Source organism: Nocardioides hwasunensis (assembly GCF_014779665.1).
Taxonomy (GTDB): Bacteria; Actinomycetota; Actinomycetes; order Propionibacteriales; family Nocardioidaceae; genus Nocardioides; species Nocardioides hwasunensis.
On sequence record NZ_JACXYY010000003.1, the window covers coordinates 304,093 to 321,420 of the forward strand.

Consider the following 17,328-nt stretch of genomic DNA (forward strand, 5'->3'; position numbering starts at 1 on the left):
CCGTGACCGAGCTCGAGCTGGTCGTGCGCCAGGAGTGGGGCCGACTGGTGGCCCTGCTCCTGGCGCAGTTCCGAAGACTCGACCTCGTCGAGGACGCCCTCGGCGACGCGGTCGAGGCCGCCAGCCGGACGTGGCCCGAGGACGGCGTCCCCGACAACCCGGCGGGGTGGCTGATGACCACCGCCCGACGCCGGGTGCTCGACCGGCTCCGCACCGAGGACGTGGCTCGTCGCAAGCAGGCCCTGCTGCTCACCGATGCCGAGCGCCACCAGGAAGGAGCCCGCACCATGGCCGACAGCGGCGCCCTGGTCGAGGACGACGTGCTGCGGCTCGTGCTCATGTGCGCCCACCCGGCGCTGGCGCCCGAGTCGGCCAGCGCGCTCAGCCTGCGGCTGGTGCTCGGCGTCCCGACCGCCGACATCGCCCGGCTGTTCCTGGTGCCCGAGCCGACCATGGCCGCCCGGATCACCCGCGCCAAGAAGCGCATCGTCGGCGCCGGCATCCCCTTCGCCGTGCCCGACGCCTCCGTGCTGCCCGACCGGCTCGACCTCGTCGCCCGGACGGCGTACCTCGCCTTCACCGCCGGCTACGCCCCCGGCACCGGACCCGACCTGCTGCGCGCCGACCTCTCCGGCGAGGCGATCAGGCTCGTCCGGGTCGTGCTCGGCCTGCGCCCGGCCGAGCCCGCGCTGGTCGCCCTGCTCGCGCTGATGCTGCTCCAGCACTCGCGCCGCGACGCCCGCACCCACGACGGACGTCTCGTCCTGCTGGCCGACCAGGACCGCACCCGCTGGCACCACGACGACATCGCCGAGGCGACGCGTCTGCTCGCCTCCCCGGTGCTCGCCGGTCCGCTGACCCGGCCGGCAGCGTCGTACGTCCTCCAGGCGCGGATCGCCGTCGAGCACGCCACCGCGCCGACGCCCGACGCGACCCGGTGGGACCGCATCGTGGAGTGCTACGACCTGCTGCTGCAGGTCGAGCCGTCGCCATCGGCCCGGCTCGCGCGGGCCGTCGCGGTCGCCGAGGACCGCGGCGCCGCGGCTGGGCTCGACGCCCTCGAAGGACTCGAGATCCCCGACAGCCACCGCCCCGCCGCGGTCCGTGCCGAGCTGCTCACCCGCGCCGGCGACGTCGACGCCGCACGGGCGGCGTACGACCAGGCGATCGCGGCATGCCGCAACGACGTCGAGCGAGCCTTCCTGGAGACCCAGCGCGAGAGGCTCTAGTCCTCCGGCACCGGCTGCTGCTTGGCCAGCACCGTCAGGCCCTCGTCGACCACGAAGCCGCGGGCGCGGTCGGCGTCGTGGTCCACGCCGATCTGCACGCCGGGCGGCACCACGACGCCCTTGTCGAGGATGGCGTTGCGCACGACCGCCCCCTCACCGATCCGGACGCCATCCATCAGCACCGAGTCGGACACCTCGGCGCCGTCCTTGACCCACACGGCCGGGGACAGCACGGAGTGGTTGACCGTGCCGCCGCTGACCACGGTGCCGGGCGAGAGGATCGAGTTGAACGTCGAGCCGGGGGCGCCGTTGGCACCCTCGACGAGCTTGGCCGGCGGGTGCGGGCCGTAGCTGGTGTAGATCGGCCAGGCGGTGTTGTAGAGGTTGAAGACCGGCAGCGGCGACACCAGGTCCATGTGTGCGTCGTAGTAGGAGCGCATGGTTCCCACGTCGCGCCAGTAGCCGCGATCGCGGTCGGTCGCGCCCGGCACCTCGTTGTCCTTGTAGTCGTAGACCGCCGACTCCGACTTGTCGACGAACCACGGCACGATGTCGCCGCCCATGTCGTGCTTGGAGCCCTCGATCTCCGCGTCCCGGGTCACCGCGTCGCGGAGCGCATCGGCGGTGAAGACGTAGTTGCCCATGCTGGCGAGCACCTCGTCGGGGGCGTCGGGCAGACCGACCGGGTCGGTCGGCTTCTCCAGGAAGGCCCGGATCTTCTGCGGCGCGCCCGGGTCGACGTCGATGACACCGAACTGGTCGGCGAGGCTGATCGGCTGGCGGATCGCGGCGACCGTGCAGCCTGCTCCGGACTCGACGTGGTCGGCGACCATCTGCGCGAAGTCCATCCGGTAGACGTGGTCTGCGCCCACCACGACGACGATGTCCGGCTGCTCGTCGGTGAGCAGGTTGAGCGACTGGTAGATCGCATCGGCGCTGCCGAGGTACCACCGCTTGCCCACGCGCTGCTGGGCCGGCACCGGGGTGACGTAGTTGCCGAGCAGGTTCGACATCCGCCACGTGGTGGTGACGTGGCGGTCGAGGCTGTGCGACTTGTACTGGGTCAGCACCACGACCTTGAGGTAGCCGGAGTTGACGACGTTGGACAGCGCGAAGTCGATGAGGCGGTAGATCCCTCCGAACGGCACCGCGGGTTTGGCCCGGTCCGCGGTGAGCGGCATCAGCCTCTTGCCCTCACCGCCTGCCAGGACGACTGCGAGGACCTTCTTGCGCGGGGGCGTGATGGCCATGCGATGAAACTAGCCGGTGGACCGGACGCGGTCGACCATCCTGGGGAGGTGGGGTTGGCGCTAGGTTCGCTGTATGCGCATCGACGTCCTCAGCAAGGAGTACCCCCCGGAGGTCTACGGCGGTGCGGGGGTGCACGTCGCCGAGCTGGTCCGCGCCCTGCGCGTGCTGCCCGACGTCGACGCCCGCGTGCGCTGCTTCGGCGCACCGCGCTCGGAGCCGGGCACGACGGCGTACGCCGAGCCGGAGTCGCTGTCCGGCGCCAACGCCGCGATCCGCACGCTGGGCGTCGACCTGGCGATGGTCGACGACTGCGCCGGGGCCGACCTCGTGCACTCCCACACCTGGTACGCCAACATGGCCGGCCACCTCGCCGGGCTGATGCACGGCATCCCCCACGTCGTCAGCGCCCACTCGCTCGAGCCGATGCGGCCGTGGAAGGCCGAGCAGCTCGGTGGCGGCTACGCCCTGTCGAGCTGGGCCGAGCGGACGGCGTACGAAGGTGCCGCCGGCATCGTCGCCGTCAGCGCCGCCATGCGCGACGACGTGGTCCGCAGCTATCCGGATGTCGACCCGGCGCGTGTGCACGTGGTGCACAACGGCATCGACACCACCCGGTGGTCGCCCCTCAGCAACCCCGACCGGGTGCGCGAGCTCGGCGTCGACCCCGATCGGCCGAGCGTCATCTTCGTCGGCCGGATCACCCGCCAGAAGGGTCTGCCGCTGTTCCTGCGCGCGGCCGCGGCGCTGCCGCCCGAGGTGCAGCTGGTGCTGTGCGCCGGCGCGCCGGACACCCCGGAGATCGAGGCCGAGGTCCGCGGGCTCGTCGACGACCTCGCCGCCACCCGCTCCGGCGTGGTGTGGATCGCCGAGATGCTCCCCCGACCCGACGTGGTCGCGCTGCTGACCGCCGCGACGGTCTTCGCCTGCCCGTCGATCTACGAGCCGCTCGGCATCGTCAACCTCGAGGCGATGGCCTGCGAGACCGCCGTCGTTGCCACCGCCACCGGCGGGATCCCCGAGGTCGTCGTCGACGGCGAGACCGGCTGGCTGGTGCCGATCGAGCAGGCCACCGACGGCACCGGCACCCCGCTCGACCCCGAGCAGTACGTCGCCGACCTGGGCGCCGCGCTCACCGACGCGGTCAGCGACCCCGACCGGGCGCGTGCCTACGGCCGGGCCGGCCGCCGGCGCGCCGAGGAGTCCTTCAGCTGGGGTTCGATCGCCGCCCGCACGCTCGACCTCTACCGCTCGCTGGCGTAGACGCGCGGACGTTGGTCACTCGCGCCACGCCAGGTGAGCGTGGCGGTGGCTGATGGGTGAGGAGATGCCCGCGCGTCCACGGCCTGTGGATGACGCACGCGCCGATCGCCTCGCATCGACGAGAGTGGGCGCGTGGAGGCCGTCACCGCGATCCGGCGCATGGGTGGGCTGGGCACCCGAGCGGCACTGATCCAGGCCACCTCGCGCGCCGAGGTCGACCGCGCACTGCGCGCCGAGGCGGTCGTGCGGGTGGGGCACGGCAGGTATGCCCTCGCAGAGGTCGATGCCGCCCCGACGACGGCGCATGCGATGAACGCCGTCCTGTGCCTGACGAGTGCCGCACTCCACCACGAGTGGGAGGTCAAGGCGCTACCGGAGAAGCCACACGTCCTCGTGCCGCGCAAGCGCAACGTCCCTCGACGTTGGCGTGACGCGGTCGTCCTCCATCGCCGCGACCTCGAGCCGGACGAGATCGACGGTCCGGCCACGAGCAGGGAGCTCACCCTGGTCCAGTGCCTGCGACTGCTGCCCTACGACGAGGCACTCGTGATCGCGGACTCCGCTCTGCGAGCGGGTGAGGTTGCGACACTCCGGCGAGCCGCGATGCTGGTGCGCGGTCGCGGACAGACGAAGGCTCGTGAGGTCGCACAACGCGCCAGTGCAGAGTCGGCCAACGCCTTCGAGTCGGTCACCCGCGCCATCTGCCACTCGGTGCCGGGTCTCGACGTCGAACCCCAGGTGGTGATATCGACACCGCACTGCTGGGCCAGACCCGACCTGGTGGACCGGGACAGGCGAATCGTCGTCGAGTGCGAGTCCTACGAGTGGCACGGCAACCGTGCGGGTTTCCGCAAGGACGTCCGCCGCTACACACTGCTGACCTCCGAGGGATGGACCGTCCTCCGGTTCACGTGGGAGGACGTGATGTTCCGAGCCGACTGGGTGCGCGAGGTGCTCATCCGAACGCTCGCAGGAGACACGCAGACATTGGTCGGACGGTTGGACGCGCGCGCCGCTTAGCGCGATCGGCGTACGCCACCAAGGTCCGCGTGTCGACGCAGCAGCACGCCCCGGGACCGAGGTCCCGGGGCGCAGCTGGTGCCGTGTCAGTGAGCCGCGGCCTCTTCCCGCTCGGCGGGCGGGGCGCCGTGGTCGTCGTCGACCATGGTGGCCTCGTCGAAGGGGTCGTCCCCGGCGAGGACGCGGTCGAGCTGAGGACGGTCGAGGGTCCCGGTCCAGTGCCCGACGAGGATCGTGGCGACCGAGTTGCCGGCGAAGTTGGTGACCGCGCGGGCCTCGGACATGAAGCGGTCGATGCCGACGATCAGGCCGACTCCGTCGAGCAGCTCGGGGCGGTGCGAGGAGAGGCCGCCGGCGAGGGTGGCCAGGCCGGCGCCGGTGACCCCGGCGGCGCCCTTCGACGCGATGATCATGAAGAGCAGCAGCGAGACCTGCTCGCCGATGCTGAGCGGCTTGTCGAGGGCGTCGGCGATGAAGATGGAGGCCATCGTCAGGTAGATCGCGGTGCCGTCGAGATTGAAGGAGTAGCCCGTCGGGACGACGACGCCGACGGTGGTCTTGTCGACACCGGCGTGGTTCATCTTGGCGATCAGTCGCGGCAGCGCCGACTCGGACGACGACGTCGACACGATCAGCAGGAACTCGCGGCCGAGGTACTTCAGCAGGCTCCAGATGTTCACGCCGGTCGAGAGCTTGAGGATCGCGCCGAGCACGAGGAACACGAACAGGAAGCAGGTGATGTAGAAGCCGACCATGATGGTGAACAGGCTCTTGAGCGCGTCGACACCGGTCTCGCCGACGACCGCGGCGATCGCGGCGAAGGCGCCGACCGGGGCGGCCCACATGATCATCGCGAGGACGCGGAAGACCAGCCGCTGGATGTGCCCGATCGCGCCGAGGATCGGCTCGCCGGAGCGGCCCATCGCCTGCAGCGCGAAGCCGACCAGCAGGGCGACCAGCAGCGTCTGGAGCACCTCGCCCGAGGTCAGCGACGACAGCAGGGAGTCCGGGACGATGCCGGCGATGAACTCCGTGGTCGAGCCGTGGCCCTCGGCCGCCTGCTCCTTGCCGACGCCGGCGACGGCCTCGGAGAGGTGCAGCCCCTTGCCCGGGTCGAGGAGGTTGCCGACGACCATGCCGATGGCGAGCGCGACGGTCGACATCGTGAGGAAGTACGCCAGGGCGAGCCCGCCGACCTTGCCCACGCTGGCCGCGCTGCGCACGGAGCCCACGCCGAGGACGAGGGTGCAGAAGATGACCGGCTGGATCATCATCTTGATCAGCGCCACGAACGTCGTGCCGATCCACTTCAGCCCGACCGCGAAGTCGGGGAAGACGAATCCGACGACGGCTCCGAGGATCACCGCGAGGATCACCGCGATGTAGAGGTAGTGGGTGCGGTCGCGCCTGACCTTCGGCGCGTCCGCGGTGGGGGTGGTGCTCATGGTCTCCTCCTGGCTCCGGTGCCGGCGTTCGCCGGCCCGGGTGCCACCCTGCTCCCGGTTGTGACGGCAGTCACCGTTTCGTGCGTTGTGTTCGCCGTCACAAGCACGGCCTCCCGTGGGGCAGAATCCACCGCATGACGCGACGCGGCGATGGCGAGAGCCCGGTCGCGCGGCAGATCATGCTGCTGCAGATCGGCGTCGTGGTGGTGCTGGTCGTGACCGCGGTCGCCCTCGTCGCGTGGGACGCCCGCCGCGACTCCCGTGCCCACGCCCGTGAGCAGGCGTCTGCGGTCGCACGGTCGGTGGCCGACTCGCCCTTCGTGCGGCAGTCCGTCGAGACGGCCGACCCCACCAGCCTGCTCCAGCCCTTCGCCGAGGAGGTGCGCCGCGACACCGGCACCGACTTCGTCGTGGTGATGAGTCCCGAGCGCATCCGGTGGACCCATCCCGACGTCGCGCAGATCGGCGGACGGTTCGTCGGTGACATCGGCGGCGCCCTGCAGGGCCGGGCGTTCACCCAGCTCTACGCCGGCACGCTGGGACCGTCGGTCCGCGCCGTCGTCCCGGTGACCGACGACGGCCGGGTCGTCGCCCTGGTCGCGGTCGGCATCACGGTCGACCGGCTCGACCGCCGCCTGCTCGAGGACCTGCCCGGCATCGCCGTGGCGGCGCTGGCCACCCTGCTCGCCGGCGTCCTCGGCGCCTGGCTGATCGCGCGAAGGCTCCGCCGGCAGACCCACGGCATGGGCGAGCAGGAGATCACCCGGATGTACGAGTACTACCGCGCCGTCCTCGGCGCCGTCCGAGAAGGGCTGCTGCTCGTCGACTCCGACCTGCGGGTCCAGCTCGTCAACGACGAGGCCGTGCGGCTCCTCGCGCTGCCCGACCCCGTGGAGGGCCGCTCGCTCACCGAGCTCGACCTGCCGCCCGGGCTCGTCGCCGCGGTCGAGCAGCGCGACGCCGCCGCCGACCAGACCTTCGTGATGGGCCAGCAGGTGCTCGTCTTCAGCACCTCCCCGGCCTACTGGCGCCAGGCCGAGGTCGGGGCCGTCGTGACGGTGCGCGACCGCACCGAGCTGCAGGCCGTGACCGGTGAGCTCGACCTCGTGCGCGGGCTGACGGAGTCGCTGCGCGCGCAGAGCCACGAGGCCGCCAACCGGCTCCACACGATCGTGTCCCTGGTCGAGATGGGGCGACCGGAGCAGGCGGTCGAGTTCGCCACCTCCGAGCTCCACGTGGCCCAGGGCTTCGCCGACGAGCTGGTGGCGGCCGTCGAGGAGCCGGTGCTGGCCGCCCTCCTGCTCGGCAAGACCGCCCAGGCCGCGGAGCGTGGCATCGCGCTCGACATCGACGGCGAGCTGCCGGCCGACCTCCCGGTCGACTCGCGCGACCTCGTCACGCTCGTCGGCAACCTGGTCGACAACGCCTTCGATGCCGTCGCCGGCACTCGCGCGAGCCGGCCGCAGCAGGTGCGGGTGCTGCTCGACGGCGACCACGAGCACCTGCGCATCGAGGTCGACGACTCGGGTCCGGGCATCGCCCCGGAGGACCGCGCCCACGTCCTGGACCGCGGGTGGTCCAGCAAGGCCGCGGAGGGGCGCGGCCTCGGGCTGGCGATCGTCACGCAGGTCATCTCGCGCCACCACGGGACGCTCGAGGTGACCGACTCGCCGCTCGGAGGGGCCCGCTTCGTGCTCGACGTGACGGAGCCGCGGTGAGCACACCCATGAGCGTGCGGGTCCTCGTCGTCGAGGACGAGGAGGTCGCCGCGGAGGCACACGCGACCTACGTCGGTCGCCTCCCGGGCTTCGAGCTGGCCGGCGTCGCCCGTTCGGCAGGCGAGGCCCTGCGTCTGCTGCGGCGTGACGACACGATCGAGCTGCTGCTGCTCGACATGCACCTGCCCGACGGTCACGGCCTCGGTCTGCTGCAGCGGGTGAGGGCGGAGGGGCGACCGGTCGACGTGATCGCGGTGACCTCGGCCCGCGACACCGAGGTCGTCCGGCGTGCGGTGTCACAGGGGGTGGTGCTCTACCTGCTCAAGCCCTTCACGTTCGCCGCGTTCCGCAACAAGCTCGAGCAGTACGCCGAGTTCCGCACGCGCCTGGAGAGCTCACCCGCCGACGTGGTGCAGGACGACGTGGACCAGCTCTTCGGGGCACTGCGCAGCCGGCCGACCGGCGAGGAGCTGCCCAAGGGCATGAGCCTGGACTCGCTGCGCGCGGTGGTCGAGGCGCTGCGGCGCAGCCCCGACGGCCTCTCCGCCACCGAGGCCGGTGCCGAGGTCGGCGTCTCCCGCGTCACCGCCCGGCGCTACCTCGAGCACCTGGCCGACGAGGGCAGGGTCGCCCGGCAACCGCGCTACGGCGGTGCCGGACGCCCCGAGGTCGGCTACGTCTGGGCCGGCCCCGACAGTCCTGACAGCCCCAGCTGAGGACCGAGGCCACGAGCGCTGCTCGCTGCGCTCGCTAGGAGAGGTTCAGACCCGGGTAGAGCGGGTGCTTGTCGAGCATCTCGGCGGACTGCTTGGTGATGCGGTCGGCCACGCCGTCGCCGAGGACGTAGGTCGCCTTGCTGGGCGCGCCGGCCTTGTTGGTGCCGGCCTCGGTGTTGCTGAGCACGTCGACGACCAGCTCCGCGACCGTGTCGAACTCCTCGCGGCCGAACCCTCGCGTGGTCAGCGCGGGCGTGCCGAACCGGATGCCGGAGGTGTACCAGGCGCCGTTGGGGTCGGACGGGACCGAGTTGCGGTTGGTGACGACGCCCGCATCGAGCAGCGCGGACTCGGCCTGGCGGCCGGTGAGGCCGAAGGACGAGACGTCGAGCAGCACGATGTGGTTGTCGGTGCCGCCGGTGACGAGCTTCGCGCCGCGGGTCAAGAAACCCTCGGCGAGCGACTGGGCGTTGTCGGCGACCTTCTGGGCGTAGCCCTGGAACTCGGGGGTGCGGGCCTCGGCGAACGCGACGGCCTTGGCCGCCATGACGTGGCTGAGCGGACCGCCGAGCACCATCGGGCAGCCGCGGTCGACGCTCGGGGCGTACTCCTCGGTGGCGAGGATGAAGCCGCCGCGCGGACCGCGCAGCGACTTGTGCGAGGTGCTGGTGACGACGTGGGCGTAGGGGACCGGGTCCTCCTCGCCGGTGAACACCTTGCCGGCCACGAGGCCGGCGAAGTGTGCCATGTCGACCATCAAGGTGGCGCCGACCTCGTCGGCGATCTCGCGCATCTTGGCGAAGTTCACCCGACGCGGGTAGGCCGAGTAGCCGGCGACCAGGATGAGCGGCTTGAACTCGCGCGCCTTCCTCAGCAGCGCGTCGTAGTCGAGGAGCCCGGTCTCGGGGTCGGTGCCGTACTGGTTCTGGTGGAACATCTTGCCCGAGATGTTGGGCCGGAAGCCGTGGGTGAGGTGGCCGCCCGCGTCCAGGCTCATCCCGAGCAGGCGCTGGTTGCCGAGGGCACCGCGCAGCTTCTCCCAGTCGGCCTCGGACAGGTCGTTCATGTTCTTCACGCCGGCGTCGGTGAGCCACGGGCCCTCGACGCGGTGGGCCAGGATCGACCAGTACGCCGTGAGGTTGGCGTCGATCCCGGAGTGGGGCTGCACATAGGCGTACTCCGCGCCGAACAGCTCGCGCGCGTGCTCGGCGGCCAGCGACTCGACGGTGTCGACGTTCTGGCAGCCCGCGTAGAAGCGGTGCCCGACGGTGCCCTCGGCGTACTTGTCGCTGAACCAGGTGCCCATCGTCATCAAGACGGCGGGCGAGGCGTAGTTCTCCGAGGCGATGAGCTTGAGCGAGGCACGCTGGTCGGCGAGCTCCTGACGAGTCGCCTCGGCGATTCGCGGCTCGACCGAGGCGATGACCTCGAGTGCCTGGGAGTACGCGCTGCTGATCAGGGAGTCCGTCATGGCGCACAGCCTAGAGGTCGTCGGGCAGGTCGTGGAGGGGGCCGACGCGTGGTGGACTGGACGTCGTGGGAACCCTGACGGCAGGCGGTCCGTTGGACTCCCCCGTGCCCCTCCCCTCGCTCCACGACCAGGCCGAGCGGCTCGTCCGTCTGGGCGTCCACGTCGTCGCCGGACTCGCGGCGGACGACCTCCTGGAGGCTGCGCGGACCGGCCCCGCGGGCGGCCTGCTGGTCACCGGTGCGCCGGCCTCCTCGCTCGCCCCGCTGATGAGGCGTGGCGACCGGCCGGGCTTCGTCGTCGAGGACATGACCGACGTCGACGCGTTCGGCCCCACCGACGACTCCCCGGTGCCGGACGGCCCCTACGTCGCGACCGGGCTGGACCGCGGTGAGGCGTTCGGCAACCGCACGCCGGCCGAGGCCGTGCCCGAGATCCTGGCCGGAGGTCGTCGACCGCTGACCCTCGAGGAGGGACTGCACTGGGTCCTCCAGGACGAGCAGGTGCTCGAGCGCAACCACTGCTTCATGACGCCGGGGTCGCGGCTGCGCAAGCCGAACGGCGCGTACGACGCCCGCACCCCTGCACTGTGGATCAGCAACGGGACCGGTCGCGACGGCACGGAGCGTCGCGACGCCCCCAAGCTCGGCTGGTGCTGGTGGGGCAACCGGCACACCTGGCTCGGGATCGCCTCGTGCGACGAGCGGGTGGCCGCCTGCGCCGCGCACCGCTGAAGGTGTGACCTGGGTCGCACGTTCGACCCGGGGTCCGCGTGCCGACGCCCGTCCGTCTCACATCGTGGCGCTCCATCTCATGGAACGAGATTTCGGGTTGTGGAAGAGCTGTCCAACCCCTGAGACTTCTTGACATGGTCACCGCCTCCACCCACATGCACCTGGTGGTTCGACGTCACGTCGACCTCATGCGCGTGGGCAGCGCGACCTGTTGGCATCGCTGACGCCGCCCCCCACCCCCTCCCGTGCTCAACGTCGCGCGCGGCAATCCTCAGCGAACAGGACTCTCCTGACATGCCCGACCTCCGGTTTAAGCCCCAGGCTGCCCAGAACACCGAGATCCCGCGCCCCAAGCGCGCGGAGGGTCAGTGGGCCCTCGGCTACACCGAACCGCTCAACAAGAACGAGCAGTCCAAGAAGGACGACGACCCGCTCAACGTGCGCGACCGCATCCTCTACACCTACTCGCGCCGCGGCTTCGACTCGATCGACCCCGCCGACCTGCGTGGCCGCTTCCGCTGGATGGGTCTCTACACCCAGCGCGCGCCCGGGTTCGACGGCGGCAAGACCGCGCAGCTCGAGGAGGAGGAGCTCGACGATCGCTTCTTCATGATGCGCGTGCGCACCGACGGCGCGATCCTCGACGGGCCGGCCCTCCGGGCGCTCGGCGAGGTGTCGACGACGTACGCCCGCAACACCGCGGACATCACCGACCGCAACAACATCCAGTACCACTGGATCGAGATCGAGAGCGTCCCGGCGATCTGGGAGCGCCTCGAGGCGGTCGGCCTCACCACCCTCGAGGCGTGCGGCGACAGCCCGCGCCCCTTCCTTGGCTCCCCCGTCGCCGGCATCGCCAAGGACGAGATCATCGACGGCTCAGAGGCGCTCGCGGAGATCAAGCGCCGCATCCTCGGCAACCCCGACTTCTCCAACCTGCCGCGCAAGTTCAAGACCGCGCTCACCGGCCACCCGAGCCACGACGTGGCCCCCGAGGTCAACGACGTCGCCTTCGTCGGGACCGTCCACCCCGAGCACGGCCCCGGGTTCGACCTCTGGGTCGGCGGTGGCCTGTCCACCAACCCGATGCTCGCGCACAAGCTCGGCGTGTGGATCCCGGTCGGCGAGGTGGCCGACGCCTGGGAGGGCGTCGCCGGCATCTTCCGCGACTACGGCTACCGCCGTCTGCGCTCCAAGGCTCGGCTGAAGTTCCTGCTGGCCGACTGGGGCAAGGAGAAGTTCCGCGAGGTCCTGGAGAACGAGTACCTCCACCGCGCGCTCGTCGACAACCCCTCGCCCGAGTCGCCCGTGCGACCCGGCGACCACATCGGCATCCACGAGCAGCAGGACGGTCGCTTCTACGTCGGCGCCGCGCCGGTCGTCGGTCGCATCGACGGCACCACGCTCTCGGGCCTCGCCGACCTCGTCGAGCAGTACGGCGCCGAGGGCGCCCGGCTGACGGCCTACCAGAAGCTCGTCGTCATCGGCGTGGCCGCCGAGGACACCGAGGCCTTCGCCGACGACCTCGAGAAGATCGGCCTCACGGCCCGTCCGAGCAACTGGCGCCGTTCCACCATGGCCTGCACCGGCATCGAGTTCTGCAAGCTCGCCATCGTCGACACCAAGGAGCGCGCACGTCTGCTGGTGACCGAGCTGGAGAAGCGCTTCCCCGACCTCGACACCGACATCTCGGTCAACGTCAACGGCTGCCCCAACGCCTGCGCCCGCACCCAGGTCGCCGACATCGGCCTCAAGGGCCAGCTCGTGATGGACGCCGACGGCAACCAGGTCGAGGGCTTCCAGGTCCACCTCGGCGGAGCGCTGGCACTCGGCGCGAACTTCGGCCGCAAGCTGCGCGCCCACAAGATCACCAGCGCCGGTCTCGACGACTACGTCACCGCCGTCGTGTCCGCCTACCTCGACGACCGCACGGAGGGCGAGCGCTTCGCCGCCTGGGTCGCGCGAGCCGACGAGAAGCTGCTGCGCGGCGAGCCCGAGCCGGCGCTGTCATGAGCGAGCGCGCGCAGCCCTTCCACTGCCCCTACTGCGGGGACGAGAACCTGTTCCCCCGCGAGGGTGCAGGGGCCTGGGAGTGCCGCTCGTGCCTGCGGAGCTTCACCGTCCAGATGACCGGCATGATCCCGCACCCGTCGACGGGGGGTGGCACCGCATGAGCCTCTCCACGCAGGCCGCCCGCGACTTCAAGGGCACGCACACCGCCGGTCGTACGCCGGAGGAGCTGCGCGAGCTGGTCTCCCACGTCGGCGCCGAGCTCGAGCTCGCGCCGGCCGAGGTGATCATCGAGTGGGCCGTCGCCACATTCGGCGACCGGTTCGCGATCACCTCGTCGATGGGCGACGCCGTCCTGGCCCACCTGGCCTCGTCGGTCGCCCCCGGCATCGACGTGGTCTTCCTCGACACCGGCTACCACTTCGTCGAGACGATCGGCACCCGCGACGCCGTCGAGGCCACGCTCCCGGTCAACCTGCGCACGGTCAGCACCTCCTTGACCGTCGCCGAGCAGGACGAGCAGTACGGCAAGGACCTCTACAAGACCGACCCCGACCTGTGCTGCGCACTGCGTAAGGTCAAGCCGCTCGCCGACACCCTGGGCGAGTACGACGCCTGGGCGACCGGCCTGCGCCGGGCCGAGACCCACAACCGGGTCATCGCCCCGGTCATCGGCTGGGACGCCCGCAAGGGCAAGGTCAAGGTCTCCCCGCTCGCGCGGTGGAGCGACGAGCAGATCGACGCCTACATCCAGGACAACGGCGTGCTGGTGAACCCGCTCGTCCACGACGGCTATCCCAGCATCGGCTGCTGGCCCTGCACGCGACGCGTCGCGCCCGGCGACGACCCGCGCAGCGGCCGATGGGCCGGCACCACCAAGACCGAGTGCGGGATCCACGCATGACCGTCTCCCCGTCCCGCGACAACGCCGTCGCACCCACCCAGCACCACCGCACTACGCACGATCGGAGGCACCCCTGATGGCTGCTCCTGCTCTGATTGCCCTGGCTCACGGAAGCCGCGACCCGCGTTCGGCCGCGACGATCAAGGCCCTCGTCGCCGAGGTCAAGTCGATGCGACCCGACCTCCGCGTCGAGACGGCGTTCCTCGAGCTCTCCAAGCCGAGCTTCGACACGGTCGTCGACCGGCTCGTGAAGGCAGGCTTCGACGAGATCGTCGTCGTCCCGCTCCTGCTCACCGAGGCCTACCACGCCAAGGTCGACGTCCCGGCCGCGATCGCCTCGGCGATGGCGCGCCACGAAGGCGTGAAGATCCAGGCCAGCCGGATCCTCGGCATGGAGGCCGCGTTCCTCGAGGTCCTCGACGTCCGCCTGCGCGACGCGCTCAAGGACGCTCGCGTGCGTGAGCTCGACGCGCTCGTCCTGGCGGCCGCCGGGTCCTCCGACGCGCTGGCCAACCAGTCCGTGGCCCGCATCGCCCGCACCTGGGCGACCCGGCACAGGCTGCCGGTCACCGCGGCGTTCGCCTCGGCCGCTCCCCCGGCCACCGGCGAGGCGGTGCGCGCCTTCCGCGCCGAGGGCAAGCGCCACGTCGCGGTCGCGTCGTTCTTCCTCGCACCGGGCAAGCTTCCCGACCGGGCCGCCGAGCTCGCGCTCGAGGCCGGCGCCGTGGCCGTCTCCGACCCGCTCGGTGCGCACCCGGCCGTGGCCCGCGCGATCCTGGCCCGCTACGCCGTCGGCGCGGTCGAGCTGGTCCCGGTCTGACCTCTCCTGCTACGCCTAGAGGTGCTTGAGCGCCTCGCGGCGCGAGAGCCCGCTCAACCGGTCGGTGTGGGTCCGGACGAACCTCCAGACCCACGCCGGGTCCGTGCGTGCGTGCTGCCGCAGCGCCCAGCCGAGCGCCTTGCGGATGAAGAACTCCTTGCCGTACGCCGTGTCGCCGAGGTTGGCGACCAGCACCCGCTCGAGCAGGTCGGTGTCCGTCGCATCCTCGTGCCGGAGCTGCGCGATCATCGCCGAGCGTCGGACCCACATGGAGTCGGCGTCCACCGACCAGGCGTCCGTCACCGGCGTGACGACCTGGCGGTGGTCCAGCAGCACCTGACCCACCAGGTGGCCGGAGATCTCGTCGACCACGTCCCACCAGGCGCCGGTCCGCACGAGGTGCTCGAGCAGCGGCAGCAGGTCCGCGTCGAGCCACTGCCGGTGGTGGCGATGTCGCAGCAGGGCGATCGCGGCGTACCACTCCTCACGGTGGCTCGCGTCGTCCCACAGCTCGACGACGGCGTCCTCCCACTGGGCGCGGTCGATGAACCGGTGCTCGACCAGGATCGGCCTCAGCAGCGCCCGCAGCTCGGGTGCGGCGAGCCCGACGCAGGGCATGGCCGACTTCATGTAGGCCTGCTGCTGGGCCGCCCGCGCGGGGTCGCCGACCTCGGCGAGCGCGGCGCGGACGGCTCCGACGTACGTCATCCCAGGTGCCGACCAGGGCTCAGCCGACCAGCCGCTCGCGCAGGCGCTCGAGCTGGCGGGCCGGGTCGTCGGTGACACCACCGTGGACCGGACCTGGCTGGAGGACGGTGCTGCGGGGTGCCTTGAGGAAGCCGAACCGCTGACCGAGGGACTGACGCGCAGCCTCGCCTGCTCCCTCGTCACCGCTGCAGACCTGGTCGACGAAGGTGAGCGCCTCGCAGACCTGGTCGACGTCGATGCCCGGGGCGAGCGCGCGCAGCCGCCCGGCGTCGACGGACCAGTCCGCGGCGAGGAAGTCGGCGGCCTGGCAGTGCAGCACGACCCCGACGTTGAGGAACTCCTCGCGGTCGGGTCTCGGCACGCAGCGGAGGACGACGTACTGGTAGGCGACCCTCATGCCGAGGCACCACCGTGCGCAGCAGGCAGCCACTGGCGCGTGCCGAGCCGAGCGGTGAGGAAGTCGACGTAGGCCTCGCGCAGCGCATCCGGCCCCAGCTCGCCTGCTCCGTCTGCCCCGGGGAGCGGCTCGAGCCAGACGTCGGGCACGCGGGCCAGCACCTCGGCGAAGACCTCGCGGTCGAGACTGGCCGAGATCTCCTCGTCCATCTCGCGTGCGCGGTCGACACACGTCTCGAAGACGTGACCACTGACGTCCCACGGCTGCGCCGCGAACTTCGTCGGATCGGTGACGCCGGAGCGCCAGCCGTGGTGGAAGTAGAGCGAGGCGCCGTGGTCGATCACCCACAGGTCGCCGTTCCACACCAGCAGGTTGGGGTTGCGCCAGGAGCGGTCGACGTTGGCGGTGAACGCGTCCAGCCACAGGACCCGGGCGCCCTCGTCCCCGACCGCGAGCTGGCCGTCGACGCCGAACGAGCCGGGCAGGAAGTCGATGCCGAGGTTGGGACCGACGCTCGCCCGGATGAGGTCCTGGACCTCCTCGTCGGCCTCGTAGCGGGCCAGCTCGGGGTCGAGGTCGAGCACGACGAGGCGCGGCGTGCGGAGGCCCAGCCGGATGGCGAGCTCGCTGACGATGACCTCGGCGACCAGCACCCTCGCGCCCTGTCCGGCGCCACGAAACTTGCAGACGTAGGTGCCGAGATCGTCGGCCTCGACGATCCCGGGCAGGCTGCCGCCCTCGCGCAGCGGTGTGACGTAGCGCGTGACGGTGACGGTGGGCAGTCCGGTCGCGGTCACCGGACCGGGGTCTCCTCGGCCAGTCGCCGCTTCTCGCCCTCGACGTCGAAGTCGGCCACCGGCCACTGCAGGTCGAGGCCGCGCAGCGTGTCGAGCAGCAGCTGGCCGATCGCGAGGTTGCGGAACCACTTCTTGTCGGACGGCACCACGTGCCACGGAGCGATCTGGGTGCTCGTGCGCTCCAGGGCCACCTCGTAGGCACGGCGGTACTCGGCCCAGTGAGCACGCTCGTCGAGGTCACCGGGGTTGTACTTCCAGTGCTTCTCCGGGTTGGCGAGCCGCTCGGCAAGCCGTGCCTTCTGCTCGTCCGCGCTGACGTGGAGCATGCACTTGATGATCGAGACACCCTGGTCGGCCAGACGCGCCTCGAAGTCGTTGATCGCGCCGTAGCGGCGCTCGATCTCCCCCGGGTCGGCCAGGCCGCGCACGCGGGCGATCAGCACGTCCTCGTAGTGGCTGCGGTCGAACACCCCGATGAACCCGGCGGAGGGCAGACCCTTCTCGATGCGCCACAGGAAGTCGTGAGCACGCTCCTCCTCGGTCGGCGCCTTGAAGCTGGTGATCCGCACCCCCTGCGGGTCGACGAGCCCGATGGTGTGGCGCAGCACGCCGCCCTTGCCGCTGGTGTCCATGCCCTGCAGCACGACCAGCACGCGACGCTCGGACCCGGCGGTGCGCTCGGCCCAGAGCCGTTCCTGGAGGTCGGCCAGCTCGGGCTCCATCGCCGCCAACGCCTCCTTGCCGTCGGCCTTCCTCCCGTCGAAGCCAGGCGCCGCATCGGTGTCGATCGCCGTCAGGTCGACCGGCCCGGCGGGAAGTCTCAGGGCTTCGGCGATGGGAGAGGTCGTCAT

General features: G+C 71.4%; 18 protein-coding genes. 11 read left to right on the plus strand and 7 right to left on the minus strand.

All coding sequences use genetic code 11. The features are described 5' to 3' along the window. Nucleotides 1-2: 2 nt before the first annotated feature. Complete coding sequence (locus IEZ25_RS08525) at nucleotides 3-1,229, plus strand: RNA polymerase sigma factor (RefSeq protein WP_191198977.1); 1,227 nt, start codon at nucleotides 3-5, stop codon at nucleotides 1,227-1,229. Here the strand turns inward: IEZ25_RS08525 and glgC are convergent. After that, complete coding sequence (gene glgC / locus IEZ25_RS08530; RefSeq protein ID WP_191199245.1) at nucleotides 1,226-2,473, minus strand: glucose-1-phosphate adenylyltransferase; 1,248 nt, start codon at nucleotides 2,471-2,473, stop codon at nucleotides 1,226-1,228. The two genes, IEZ25_RS08525 and glgC, sit on opposite strands and share 4 nt — an antisense overlap. Nucleotides 2,474-2,552: 79 nt before the next feature. Between glgC and glgA the strand changes: the two genes are divergently transcribed. Continuing rightward, nucleotides 2,553-3,740 carry a glycogen synthase gene (gene glgA, locus IEZ25_RS08535; protein WP_191198978.1) on the plus strand — a complete coding sequence of 396 codons (1,188 nt, stop codon included), beginning with the start codon at nucleotides 2,553-2,555 and terminating at the stop codon, nucleotides 3,738-3,740. Nucleotides 3,741-3,872: 132 nt separating this feature from the next. Beyond that, complete coding sequence (locus tag IEZ25_RS22195; RefSeq protein WP_191198979.1) at nucleotides 3,873-4,760, plus strand: DUF559 domain-containing protein; 888 nt, start codon at nucleotides 3,873-3,875, stop codon at nucleotides 4,758-4,760. 86 nt (nucleotides 4,761-4,846) lie between these two features. Here the strand turns inward: IEZ25_RS22195 and IEZ25_RS08545 are convergent, their stop codons facing one another. Then, nucleotides 4,847-6,205: a cation:dicarboxylate symporter family transporter gene (locus IEZ25_RS08545; protein ID WP_191198980.1), complete on the minus strand. Its 1,359-nt coding sequence runs from the start codon at nucleotides 6,203-6,205 to the stop codon at nucleotides 4,847-4,849. A 134-nt stretch (nucleotides 6,206-6,339) separates the two neighbouring features. Here IEZ25_RS08545 and IEZ25_RS08550 point away from each other — a divergent pair, with 134 nt between their 5' ends. Continuing rightward, on the plus strand, nucleotides 6,340-7,923 hold the full coding sequence (locus IEZ25_RS08550; RefSeq protein ID WP_191198981.1) for a sensor histidine kinase: 1,584 nt from the start codon (nucleotides 6,340-6,342) through the stop codon (nucleotides 7,921-7,923). Beyond that, entirely contained in the window at nucleotides 7,920-8,639 is a 720-nt protein-coding gene (locus IEZ25_RS08555; RefSeq protein ID WP_318152117.1) for a response regulator, read from the plus strand. The genes IEZ25_RS08550 and IEZ25_RS08555 overlap by 4 nt, the downstream gene beginning before the upstream one ends. Before the next feature lie 34 nt (nucleotides 8,640-8,673). Here IEZ25_RS08555 and IEZ25_RS08560 read toward each other — a convergent pair whose 3' ends face one another. After that, complete coding sequence (locus tag IEZ25_RS08560) at nucleotides 8,674-10,110, minus strand: glycine hydroxymethyltransferase (protein ID WP_191198982.1); 1,437 nt, start codon at nucleotides 10,108-10,110, stop codon at nucleotides 8,674-8,676. A 104-nt stretch (nucleotides 10,111-10,214) separates the two neighbouring features. Between IEZ25_RS08560 and IEZ25_RS08565 the strand changes: the two genes are divergently transcribed. The 6 genes from IEZ25_RS08565 (at nucleotide 10,215) to IEZ25_RS08585 (ending at nucleotide 14,575) form a co-directional block, all read left to right on the plus strand. Next, complete coding sequence (locus IEZ25_RS08565) at nucleotides 10,215-10,841, plus strand: DUF5701 family protein (protein ID WP_318152118.1); 627 nt, start codon at nucleotides 10,215-10,217, stop codon at nucleotides 10,839-10,841. 155 nt (nucleotides 10,842-10,996) lie between these two features. After that, the gene (locus IEZ25_RS22460; RefSeq protein WP_397183597.1) at nucleotides 10,997-11,065 is read left to right on the plus strand and encodes a putative leader peptide; all 69 of its coding nucleotides are present in this window, start codon (nucleotides 10,997-10,999) and stop codon (nucleotides 11,063-11,065) included. A 70-nt stretch (nucleotides 11,066-11,135) separates the two neighbouring features. Beyond that, nucleotides 11,136-12,854 (plus strand): nitrite/sulfite reductase, encoded by a 1,719-nt coding sequence (locus IEZ25_RS08570; RefSeq protein ID WP_191198983.1) that lies wholly within the window; start codon nucleotides 11,136-11,138, stop codon nucleotides 12,852-12,854. Next, nucleotides 12,851-13,015: an Insertion element protein gene (locus IEZ25_RS08575; RefSeq protein ID WP_191198984.1), complete on the plus strand. Its 165-nt coding sequence runs from the start codon at nucleotides 12,851-12,853 to the stop codon at nucleotides 13,013-13,015. The genes IEZ25_RS08570 and IEZ25_RS08575 overlap by 4 nt, the downstream gene beginning before the upstream one ends. Beyond that, nucleotides 13,012-13,755, plus strand: a complete 744-nt coding sequence (locus tag IEZ25_RS08580; RefSeq protein ID WP_191198985.1) for a phosphoadenylyl-sulfate reductase — start codon at nucleotides 13,012-13,014, stop codon at nucleotides 13,753-13,755. The genes IEZ25_RS08575 and IEZ25_RS08580 overlap by 4 nt, the downstream gene beginning before the upstream one ends. A 76-nt stretch (nucleotides 13,756-13,831) precedes the next feature. Next, on the plus strand, nucleotides 13,832-14,575 hold the full coding sequence (locus IEZ25_RS08585; protein WP_191198986.1) for a sirohydrochlorin chelatase: 744 nt from the start codon (nucleotides 13,832-13,834) through the stop codon (nucleotides 14,573-14,575). Nucleotides 14,576-14,590: 15 nt separating this feature from the next. Here IEZ25_RS08585 and IEZ25_RS08590 read toward each other — a convergent pair whose 3' ends face one another. From IEZ25_RS08590 to IEZ25_RS08605, 4 genes are read right to left on the minus strand one after another with little or no spacing between them, the layout of a single operon-like run. Further along, nucleotides 14,591-15,283 (minus strand): DNA alkylation repair protein, encoded by a 693-nt coding sequence (locus IEZ25_RS08590; protein ID WP_191198987.1) that lies wholly within the window; start codon nucleotides 15,281-15,283, stop codon nucleotides 14,591-14,593. Between the two features lie 19 nt (nucleotides 15,284-15,302). Next, nucleotides 15,303-15,680, minus strand: coding sequence for a DUF3037 domain-containing protein (locus IEZ25_RS08595; protein ID WP_191198988.1), 378 nt, complete (start codon nucleotides 15,678-15,680; stop codon nucleotides 15,303-15,305). Beyond that, nucleotides 15,677-16,477, minus strand: a complete 801-nt coding sequence (locus IEZ25_RS08600; protein WP_318152119.1) for a HipA family kinase — start codon at nucleotides 16,475-16,477, stop codon at nucleotides 15,677-15,679. The genes IEZ25_RS08595 and IEZ25_RS08600 overlap by 4 nt, the downstream gene beginning before the upstream one ends. Then, the gene (locus IEZ25_RS08605; RefSeq protein ID WP_191198989.1) at nucleotides 16,474-17,328 is read right to left on the minus strand and encodes a PPK2 family polyphosphate kinase; all 855 of its coding nucleotides are present in this window, start codon (nucleotides 17,326-17,328) and stop codon (nucleotides 16,474-16,476) included. Before IEZ25_RS08605 ends, IEZ25_RS08600 begins: the two co-directional genes overlap by 4 nt.